Below are 8,724 nucleotides of genomic sequence, written 5' to 3' on the forward strand. Positions count from 1 at the left end.
TCATTGCAAGTAGTACTAGGCAGGTTGTAATGGGTGCCTCTAGTGCTCAAAACGAGGAACACTAATCAAATAACACTGACAATGACAAACTGAAAAGGAAAAGAGCCGCAGCAAGAGTCGCTGCGGCAGATAACGTATTACTTAAAGGTACGCTTGCTCACCTTATCGAGTTTCTTCAAGATTTTTTCGATTCGGTCTGGGTGAACCATAAACTCTTGGAAGCCTTTCATGCCCTCTTTGGCCATCGCAGGATCGGTATCACGGTCATAAAACTGAGCCGTACCTTCGGTAGAAGAGAGCATCGCAACGCCTTTGTCCAGGAAGGGATCAGATTTCGCTTTGGCTTTGTTGTTGGTTGGGATTTGCAGCAACATCTCATTGATTAGCTGCTGATTTTCCGCACGAGCTACAAACTCTAGGAACTTACGCGCGTCTTCTTTGTTCTTCGCTTTTGAAGGGATATGTAACGTATCCATTGGCGCATCTTCAGACATAGGAACACTTGGGTCGATCACCGGGAATTGGAAGAAGTCCATCTTGCCATCTAATTCAGCAGGGAAGTTTGGCGTAATGAAGTTACCCATTAGGTACATCGCCGCTTTGCCGTTATACAAGAATGGCTGAGCTTCTTGCCAAGAATAAGAGGCGTGATTTTCTAAGTAGTAACCAGGTTCAACAAGCTCTGCCCAGTTAGCGAATGTTTTCTTCACTCGCTCGTCAGAATAAGGCACCTTGCCTTCCATTAACTGAATGTGGAAATCCAAGCCGTTGGTACGCATGTTGATGTAATCAAACCAACCTGCCGCAGTCCAAAGATACTTAGTACCAATCGCAAACGGTGCTACCCCATTTTCTTTGAGCGTTGCTGATGCGGATTTCAAGTCATCCCAAGTTTTAGGCTCACCGATACCATATTGTTCAAAGATGTCTTTACGATAATAAATACCCCATTGGTAATACGTATATGGCACACCATATTGCTTGCCTTGTACTGTCATCGCAGGAGCGGCAGCCGCAAAGTCTTGCTTCATGTTGTTGTCTGTCCAAATATCGCTCACATCTTCGAACAGACCACGGTCAACAAAGGCTTTCATTCGGTTACCCGCATACCAGAAAACCACATCAGGCGGCGAAGTGACCAACCAATTACGAATCGTTGTTTTGTACGACTCGTGATCGTACAAATTGTACTTCACCGTAATGTCGGGGTTTTCTTTTTCAAAGCGATTGATGATCTCACCCCACGCTTCTTTCGGCGCTGGATCGGAAGCATCAGAGTTGATGACTAAGGTTCCTGCAAACGCGGTTGTAGAAACGGAGGCGGCAAGCACTGCTGTGGCAGCGATATGTTTCACGTATTTCATATTGAGGTCCTTGTTATGGAGCTAAGCTCTCTAAGTCCAATTCTTATAGTTTTGTCTTGTAGGGTTTTCGTGCCTTTTTTACTCTTATAGTGAATCCAAGTTGGATCTATTCAGTTAAGGCGGCTAACGTCGAGCCACCTTACTTGATTCTGTTTAAGTCTCCTTTCACCATTCTAGAAGAACGTTTTATCCTTTCGTTGCTCCCAATGTTAGGCCTGCAATAAAGTGTTTCTGCATAGTAAAAAACAGAACCACTGGTGGAATGGCTGCCACTACCGCACCAGCAGACATAAATTGCCAAGATGCTAACCATTGGCCTTGCAGTGAACTAAGACCAGCAGTCACAGGGCGGACTTCGTCGCTCTGAACCAATACCAACGCCCAGAAAAAGTCATTCCAAATAAAGGTAAACACCAAGACTGCTAACGCCGCTAATGCAGGGCGAACCAGAGGCAGTACCACGTGCCAAAATATTTTCCACTCACTGACTCCTTCAACTCGTGCTGCTTCAATCAAAGCATCGGGAATACCAACAATAAAGTTACGCATGAACAAAGTGCAAAAACCGGCTTGGAAAGCGATATGGAAGAAAATCAGCGCCCAATGAGTATCGTATAAACCCAATCCAATGGTTAAATCACGCACTGGAATCATCAAAATTTGGAACGGAACAAAGTTGCCCGCGATAAACATCGCAAAGATCCAAACATTGGCTTTGAAGTTGTATTTCGCCAAGGCGTACCCAGCCAAAGTCGAAAGAGCGACAGCCCCTGCGACCGCTGGCAATGTAATAATCAAACTATTGATTAAGTACTGCCCCATCGAGGTCGAGGTAAAAACTTGGGTGTAGTTCTCAATGAACTGAATCTCGTTCGGCCACCCCCAGTAGTTACCCTTATTGATATCATCCATCGAGCGAATCGATGTCATCATCACAGCAATAAGTGGCAGTAACCACATCACTATCGAGATAGGTAGCGCGACTCGGTAACTGATATTAGTAAAGCGACCGGCTTTTTGAATTGGTTGCGGGAACATTATTTTTCACTCCTTAACATGCGCCACAAGAAGTAAGCGATATAGACATCCATGATCAGAAACAGCACCACGGAAACCGCGGCTCCGTAACCCATTCGATAGTTAAAGATCGACTCTTCATACATTTGATACGCCAGTACCGTCGAGCTTCCCCAAGGTCCACCCGCCGTCATGGTTGCCACTAAATCGAAAGAACGCAGGGCACCAATCACCGTCACCACAACAGCAATAAATGTCGCCGGTCTTAATTGCGGCAATACCACATACCACAACATCCGCCACTTCTTCGCCCCATCAAGGCGAGCGGCTTCTAGCTGTTCTGGATCTAGGTTATTCAAACCCGTTAAATACAAGATCATGCAGTAGGAGATTTGTGGCCATAAACCAGCGGCAATAATTCCATAAGTCACATAATCTTCATCGGCGAGAATCGAAATAGGTTCAATACCAAACGCACCTAATGCAATGTTAAAAAGACCAAATGACGGGTCATAGAACCAAGCAAATACAAGGCCGACCACCACTTGAGAAATAACAAACGGGAAGAAAAATAGGGATTTGACGACACGAATACCTCTCACTTGTTGGTTTAGAAAAAGGGCAATCGCCAAGCCACAAGGTGGCGCAAGCATAAAGAAGATCAACCAAAGGAAGTTATTCGTTAGAGAAGTGTAGAAAGCCTCGGAATCAAACAGTTCACGATAGTTTTCCAGCCCTACCCACTCTTTTTCACCTAGCCCATCCCATTCAAAGAAGCTAAGCCAAATACTGTCCAAGATTGGATAGATAACGTAGAGAGAGAAGATAGCGATAGCCGGGGCTAAGAACAGCCAAGGCGACACCTTAGAGCTTATGCGTCTTTTCTTCTTCGCTGACGGGGTGCGATTTTGTGGGTATATCGTTTTCACAGATTGCTCCATTTCCCGAAATTCCTTGTCTTCAAAGCTTCATTTACTATTTGGTCAATTTCCACCTAGATTTCTAAATTTCATCTAGCAACTCAGCATTTATAATGATTACGTTCAAATATTAGGCTTATTGATAACATTACGCACAGTTATGTTTTATTTTTGTAAACGTTTCCACAAAAAACACTACAGATCGTTAAATTTATATGACTCGGATCAATAAATCATGCGAGGCATCTAACAAATTTCTGATGAAAGCGTATGTTTTAAAGGCAAAGTGATGTAGTCCAACGAAGCAAGGAGAGAGCATGGCTGATATCAGCTTAAAACAGGTCATCAAACGATATGGTGATGTTCAAACGATCCATGGTGTTGATCTAGAAATAAATAATGGCGAGTTCGTCGTATTCGTTGGTCCGTCTGGTTGTGGTAAATCAACCCTCTTACGCTTAGTTGCTGGCTTGGAAGAGATTACTGAAGGTGAGATCCATATCGGTGATGATCTTGTAAACGATGTCGATCCTGCCGAACGTGGTGTCGCAATGGTATTTCAGTCTTATGCCCTTTATCCGCACATGACTGTTGAAGAAAACATGGGCTTTGGCCTGAAAATGAACGGGGTCGCCAAGGAAGTCGTCGAGAAACAGGTCACGGGCGCAGCCAAAACGCTTCAGTTGGAACCTTTATTGAAACGTAAACCTAAAGAATTGTCAGGTGGACAACGTCAACGTGTTGCTATTGGTCGAGCAATTGTTCGTAACCCGAGAGTGTTCTTATTCGACGAACCTTTGTCTAACCTAGATGCAGAACTCCGTGTCGATATGCGCTTACAAATCGCCAAATTACATCAAGATCTGCAAAATACCATGATCTATGTAACGCACGATCAAGTGGAAGCCATGACGCTTGCCGACAAAATAGTCGTACTTAGAGATGGCCGAGTTGAACAAGTTGGTTCGCCACTCGAACTGTATCACTCTCCTCAAAATGAGTTTGTGGCCGGCTTTATTGGCTCCCCGAAAATGAACTTCTTACCTTGTTTGGTCAATAACATCTCTGAGACTCATGCCCAACTGACCGTAAATGGCTCGAGTAAAATTACTCTACCACTACCAAGTGATGGCCTTTCTGAAGGACAAAAGCTCACTCTCGGCATTCGACCTGAACATTTGGAGATTAATGGCGAGTCGGATATCACCATTGAGTTCCAGAGTGAGGTCGTAGAAAGGCTAGGCAACAGCACTTATATGTTTGGTCAATCTTGTGGTGTAGACAGCTTTAAAGTTCATCTGCCTGGGGATCAAGAGGTCACTCGCTATCAGTCTCTCAATTTAAATTTCTCATCAAAAGATTGTCATCTGTTTGATGCTGAAGGTCAGAGAATTAATTAAGTGTTTAAAAACGGTAAAGCTAGCTAGATGTTGCTCGCTTTACCGCTTCGTTTCAAACTCATTTCTTGTGCCACTTTTTAGTCGTTAAACGCTTCTACTTTATTCCTCTTTACCTTATGAAACATCTCTCAAAAGTTTCATAACTCACACTTAAATGTTGTCCTCTTAAAGCTTATTCGAACTTTATCTACCCTTAATAGCTATCCGGACATTAATTTGATAGTCGTTTACTAAATAATCGCTAAACTATAGTGTCGCCTACCCCCTTTTGAGAAAACCTAAATGCCTACTGCTGATTCCACCCTAAATAAACGCATGGGAATCGTTGCGCTCACCTGGCCAATTTTTATCGAAGTTCTTTTAAGAACAGCCCTCAACACCAGTGATGTCTTCATGCTATCTGGATACTCAGACAAAGCCGTGTCTGCCGTTGGTGTTATCTCTCAGATATCTTTTTTCCTGATCATCGTCTCGACCATGGTCAGTAGTGGAACTGGCATATTAATCGCGCAATACAACGGTGCTTCTCGCGACGAAGAGAGCGCTCATGTGGGTGTGGCGAGTATTGTATTAGCCATCATTACAGGCCTGTTACTGAGCATTATCGCCATTCTTGGCGCTGAGTATTTTATCCCTCTTTATCAACTTGAAGCTCAAGTGGAACAATACGCTCAAGAGTACCTATTTATCAGCGGTGCTCTCACCTTTAACGTGACGATTGGCGTTGTGCTAACGACGATTCTGCGCAGTCATGGCTACTCTAAGTCACCGATGATCATCAACTTAATAGCAGGTGTTATTAACGTACTGGGTAACTATTGCGTGTTGTACCAACCTTTTGGCCTACCAGTGTACGGTGTACAAGGCGTTGCTGCATCAACGGTCATTAGCCAAATGATTGGCCTATTGATCTTAATCGGTGCTGTAAGAAATAAAGGAATAGACTTACCTCTTAAGCAGTTCAAATCCGTACCTAAAGCTATCTATCAAAAAATCATTAAGATCGGCTCAATGAATGCGGGTGAGGTACTGTCTTACAACATGGCGCAAATCACAATTACCTTCTTCATAGTGCAGATGGGAACCTCGTCATTGGCGGCGTTCACCTATGCACAAAACATCGCACGTCTCTCTTTTGCGTTTGCTTTAGCTATCGGCCAAGGGAGCCAAATTCAAACAGGCTACTACATTGGAAAGGGCTGGATAGATGAAATTACGAGCCGGGTACAACGCTACTTTGTGGTTGGCTTCATCGCCTCAACTAGCATAACTTGTATGGTCTATATTTTCCGTTTTGAGATCCTAGATCTATTCACTCAAGATCCTGAAATCATCGCCCTTGCTGCATTACTTATTGCCGGGTCAATCTTGTTAGAAGCTGGCCGTGTTTTTAACCTGATCTTCATCTCATGTCTAAAAGCGACAGGCGACATTAAGTTCCCTGTAAAGATGGGAGTATTGAGCATGTGGGGCATTGGGGTTGCAATGAGCTATTTGCTTGGTGTGCACTGGGGCTACGGTGTATTTGGTGCCTGGATGGCTATCGCGATGGACGAATGGTTCCGAGGAATCATCATGGCGTATCGTTGGCGAGCAAAGAAATGGATTCGATTCTCATTCTAGAACATGAGTTTAGCGTTACATTTATCTTCATCAGATAGACAAACGCCGCTCCTATTTTCAAGGAGCGGCGTTTTCGTTTTTAATGAATCGAACTCACCTACGCGGTCGCAAGTGCTTTCTTACGCTTTGCTAAGCGTGCTGCAATACCAAACAGCATCACAATGCCGCACACACCGTAGACTTGCATGATGGTTGGATCATCCGAGACAAAACCAACATCAGAGAACATCACGTACGCACCTAATACCATGTAGAGAATGATAGCCGAAGCTTCGAAACGGAACGCCCAAGGCGTAACATCAATGTTTTCATTTACAGGCATCACATAATCATCTTCACGTGGCATAAAGTAACCAATAATGAACATCAGCGCCGTACATACAACAAACAGAATCGCCAATTGGTGTAAGAAGTGAATAGGTGTTTTGAACACTAACTGCATCGCAGCGTATGAACTTACAAATACCACCAATGCCACTTTAGCCGCTAGAGCTGGCACACGTTTAGAGATGTAACCCACAAACACGATAGTGAAAATTGGCACACTGAAGAAGCCCGCTACCATTTGTAGGTATTGGAACAAACCTTCTGGTGCGTACATGATGAATGGTGCGATACATACCGAGATAATCGCGATCACAACGCCGAAGATACGGCCTTTACCCACCAACTCTTCATCCGTTTTGCCTTGGCCAAACAAAGGCTTGTAGACATTCAATGCAAAGAGAGTGGTCGAACTGTTAAGCACACCATTAAACGTACTTAGGATGGCGCCAAACATCACCGCAACGAAGAAACCGACTAATGGTTTAGGCAATACTTCGTTTACCAAGCGCGTGTACATGGTGTCTGGATTACCAGCATCTGCGCCAAACATGTGGAATGCAATAATGCCTGGAATGATTAGGAACAGCGGAGAGATAACCTTAATTGCACCAGCAAGGATTACCCCTTTCTGACCTTCTTTTAAGTTCTTAGCACCCAATGCACGCTGGATGATTGATTGATCCGTCCCCCAGTAGTAAAGGTTCACAAGTAGAAGACCGGTAAACAAGGTTGAGAACGGCAGTGGATCGGTCTCAGTACCGACCGATTGCAGTTTCTCTGGCGCAGCGTACAACAGCGTATCTAAGCCAGCCCCAAAACTGCCATCACCTAGAGCCATCAAGCCAAAAACAGGGATCATCAAGCCGCCAATAATAAGACCAACACCATTAATAGTATCGGCAATCACAACCGCTTTGAGTCCACCATAAATCGCGTAAAAGAAACCAAGTAGACCGATCGTCGCTGAAATTAAGGCTATCGAGCTGAATTCTGAAATATTAAGCAGAGCTTGAACATCAAAGATCTCACCGAGAACAACGGCACCGGCATAAAGTGTGGTTGGCAAGATATTGATGACGTACTGGCACAAGAAAAGTAACGTCACAAACTTCTTCACCGACATGTCGTAACGACTCTCTAAGAAGTCTGGAATCGTCGTGATCCCTTGCTTGAGGTAACGCGGTACTAACATCAGAGCGATGATCACTAAGGTGACACCAGACGCTACTTCCCAACCCATGACACTCATGTTGTGGGTATAGGCTTGTGCGCTCATGCCAACAAAGCTAGTCGCGCTCAAATTGGTTAAAATTAGGGAGCTGGCAATCAAACCACCGGTTAAGCTTCTTCCACCGAGAAAGAAACCGTCTTGTGAGGTGTTCTTGTCATTTTTAACTTTGTTGTAGGTAAACGCGACAACAAAACCAGTAAATAACAAGAATGACAGCAGAACTGTAATAGACATTTTGTTTTCCTTAAGTTTAGTTATTGCGGCAGCAATTCCTCGCTGCCGATTATATTTTTATATTTAGAATTTTATTTGTAGGGGACTCAGAGTTAGCGCTTCATATCTTTTTCAGATGAACAATCAAGGCTGACTCTGGGTCTAGAATCGGTAAGGTCAATCCAATCTCCTTGAGGTTATCGCCACTCAGGGTTAACGTTTTGTCGAGCCATTGAGGGCGTTGTTTCATCAACTGGAAACTGGTTTTTGGCATGTCCACTAACTTCACTTGATACATCGCGTTGTCTTCCACACAGCTAATACGAAGTGGAGAAGGCAGAGCATATTCAGGCATCGCTAATTGGCACACGGTAATCAGCATTTCATCGTCATTTTCAACGCCATAAATGTTCTGATTTTTGTCCGAAGGATCCATTCGGAAACTGCGGCCTGAATGCAAAACATGACGAAATTGCTTATGCAGTGAAATGTAATGTGAGAATGCTTGTTTCTCTTCCGGTGATTCTTTAACAGGGTCAAGCTCAACCCCCATATGCCCCATGAGTGCCGTTACACCACGCATATTGATGCTGTGACGACGGTTGGTTGAGTGGCATTCTGCTGGGCCG

7 protein-coding genes are annotated in these 8,724 nt (G+C 44.2%); 2 read left to right on the forward strand and 5 right to left on the reverse strand.

Annotation, left to right across the window (positions count from 1 at the left end; translation table 11 throughout):
- Positions 1-137: 137 nt before the first annotated feature.
- The 3 genes from IQO02_RS06465 to IQO02_RS06475 form a co-directional block, all read right to left on the reverse strand.
- Entirely contained in the window at positions 138-1,364 is a 1,227-nt protein-coding gene (locus IQO02_RS06465) for an ABC transporter substrate-binding protein (RefSeq protein ID WP_016790426.1), read from the reverse strand.
- Between the two features lie 186 nt (positions 1,365-1,550).
- Positions 1,551-2,402, reverse strand: coding sequence for a carbohydrate ABC transporter permease (locus IQO02_RS06470; protein ID WP_010436280.1), 852 nt, complete (start codon positions 2,400-2,402; stop codon positions 1,551-1,553).
- Positions 2,402-3,322, reverse strand: coding sequence for a carbohydrate ABC transporter permease (locus tag IQO02_RS06475; RefSeq protein WP_010436277.1), 921 nt, complete (start codon positions 3,320-3,322; stop codon positions 2,402-2,404). The genes IQO02_RS06470 and IQO02_RS06475 overlap by 1 nt, the downstream gene beginning before the upstream one ends.
- Positions 3,323-3,618: 296 nt before the next feature.
- Between IQO02_RS06475 and IQO02_RS06480 the strand changes: the two genes are divergently transcribed.
- Together IQO02_RS06480 and IQO02_RS06485 are read left to right on the forward strand one after the other, a co-directional pair.
- Complete coding sequence (locus tag IQO02_RS06480; RefSeq protein WP_016799532.1) at positions 3,619-4,701, forward strand: ABC transporter ATP-binding protein; 1,083 nt, start codon at positions 3,619-3,621, stop codon at positions 4,699-4,701.
- A gap of 282 nt (positions 4,702-4,983) precedes the next feature.
- On the forward strand, positions 4,984-6,324 hold the full coding sequence (locus IQO02_RS06485; protein ID WP_016799533.1) for an MATE family efflux transporter: 1,341 nt from the start codon (positions 4,984-4,986) through the stop codon (positions 6,322-6,324).
- A 97-nt stretch (positions 6,325-6,421) separates the two neighbouring features.
- On the opposite strand, the gene IQO02_RS06490 is transcribed toward IQO02_RS06485, so the two are convergent.
- Both IQO02_RS06490 and IQO02_RS22075 read right to left on the reverse strand, forming a co-directional pair.
- The gene (locus IQO02_RS06490) at positions 6,422-8,116 is read right to left on the reverse strand and encodes a solute:sodium symporter family transporter (RefSeq protein ID WP_010436271.1); all 1,695 of its coding nucleotides are present in this window, start codon (positions 8,114-8,116) and stop codon (positions 6,422-6,424) included.
- Positions 8,117-8,216: 100 nt separating this feature from the next.
- On the reverse strand, positions 8,217-8,724 hold a 508-nt coding region (locus IQO02_RS22075), incomplete at its 5' end, for an alpha-galactosidase (protein WP_228006015.1).

The organism is Vibrio sp. OPT24 (assembly GCF_015163545.1).
GTDB lineage: Bacteria > Pseudomonadota > Gammaproteobacteria > Enterobacterales > Vibrionaceae > Vibrio > Vibrio cyclitrophicus.

Bases quoted from the DNA above. Each gene is read 5' to 3' on its own strand.
- IQO02_RS06470 (WP_010436280.1), bottom strand. From the start codon at position 2,402: ATGTTCCCGCAACCAATTCAAAAAGCCGGTCGCTTTACTAATATCAGT.
- IQO02_RS06480 (WP_016799532.1), top strand. From the start codon at position 3,619: ATGGCTGATATCAGCTTAAAACAGGTCATCAAACGATATGGTGATGTT.
- IQO02_RS06475 (WP_010436277.1), bottom strand. From the start codon at position 3,322: ATGGAGCAATCTGTGAAAACGATATACCCACAAAATCGCACCCCGTCA.
- IQO02_RS06485 (WP_016799533.1), top strand. From the start codon at position 4,984: ATGCCTACTGCTGATTCCACCCTAAATAAACGCATGGGAATCGTTGCG.
- IQO02_RS06465 (WP_016790426.1), bottom strand. From the start codon at position 1,364: ATGAAATACGTGAAACATATCGCTGCCACAGCAGTGCTTGCCGCCTCC.
- IQO02_RS06490 (WP_010436271.1), bottom strand. From the start codon at position 8,116: ATGTCTATTACAGTTCTGCTGTCATTCTTGTTATTTACTGGTTTTGTT.